The following is a 1,485-nucleotide window of genomic DNA, read 5'->3' as shown; positions in this document are numbered from 1 at the left end:
GTTACGACTTCACCCCAGTCATCGCCCCTACCTTCGACAGCTGCCTCCATTACTGGTTAGCTCACTGGCTTCGGGTATTGACAACTCCCATGGTGTGACGGGCGGTGTGTACAAGACCCGGGAACGCATTCACCGCGACATTCTGATCCGCGATTACTAGCAACTCCGACTTCATGCAGGCGAGTTGCAGCCTGCAATCCGAACTGGGATCGGCTTTTAGAGATTTGCTTGCCATCGCTGGGTTGCTCCTCGTTGTACCGACCATTGTAGCACGTGTGTAGCCCAGGGCATAAAGGGCATGATGATTTGACGTCATCCCCACCTTCCTCCGATTTGTCATCGGCAGTCTCTCTAGAGTGCCCAACTTAATGATGGCAACTAGAAACAGGGGTTGCGCTCGTTGCGGGACTTAACCCAACATCTCACGACACGAGCTGACGACAACCATGCACCACCTGTGTCCACTGTACCCGAAGGTAAARCACCATCTCTGGCGCGGTCAGTGGCATGTCAAGCCCTGGTAAGGTTCTTCGCGTTGCTTCGAATTAAACCACATGCTCCGCTGCTTGTGCGGGTCCCCGTCAATTCCTTTGAGTATCATACTTGCGTACGTACTCCCCAGGCGGAGTGCTTAATGCGTTAGCTGCGGCACCGAGGTTTGACCCCCAACACCTAGCACTCATCGTGTACGGCGTGGACTACCAGGGTATCTAATCCTGTTTGCTCCCCACGCTTTCGTTCCTCAGCGTCAGTATAAGTCCAGAAAGTCGCCTTCGCCACTGGTATTCCTCCTAATATCTACGCATTTCACCGCTACACTAGGAATTCCACTTTCCTCTCCTTAACTCAAGTCTGACAGTTTCAAATGCTTACAATGGTTGAGCCATTGCCTTTCACATCTGACTTATCAGACCGCCTGCGAACCCTTTACGCCCAATAATTCCGGACAACGCTCGCCCCCTACGTATTACCGCGGCTGCTGGCACGTAGTTAGCCGGGGCTTCCTCCTTGGGTACCGTCATTATCTTCCCCAAGGACAGAATTTTACGACCCGAAGGCCTTCATCATTCACGCGGCGTCGCTGCATCAGAGTTTCCTCCATTGTGCAATATTCCCCACTGCTGCCTCCCGTAGGAGTCTGGACCGTGTCTCAGTTCCAGTGTGGCCGTTCACCCTCTCAGGCCGGCTACCTATCGTCGCCTTGGTGAGCCGTTACCTCACCAACTAGCTAATAGGACGCGAGACCATCTTCCACCGCTTTACGCTTTAACTTATTCCCCATGCGAGGTTAAAGTGTCATAAGGTATTAATCCCAGTTTCCCGAGGCTATCCCTTTGTGAAAGGCAGGTTTCTCACGCGTTACTCACCCGTCCGCCGCTAAGATGATTTAAGATTCCATCCGAAAAYTTCATCGAAAATCACTTCGCTCGACTTGCATGTGTTAGGCACGCCGCCAGCGTTCGTCCTGAGCCAGGATCAAACTCT

General features: G+C 52.8%; 1 rRNA gene. It reads right to left on the bottom strand.

The features are described from left to right. Positions 1-1,485, bottom strand: a 16S ribosomal RNA gene (locus ACKVDP_RS13815); the annotation flags it as partial.

Source organism: Gudongella ferriphila (assembly GCF_046224405.1).
Lineage (GTDB): Bacteria > Bacillota > Clostridia > Tissierellales > Tissierellaceae > Gudongella.
This window is presented reverse-complemented; position numbering and strand designations above follow the sequence as displayed.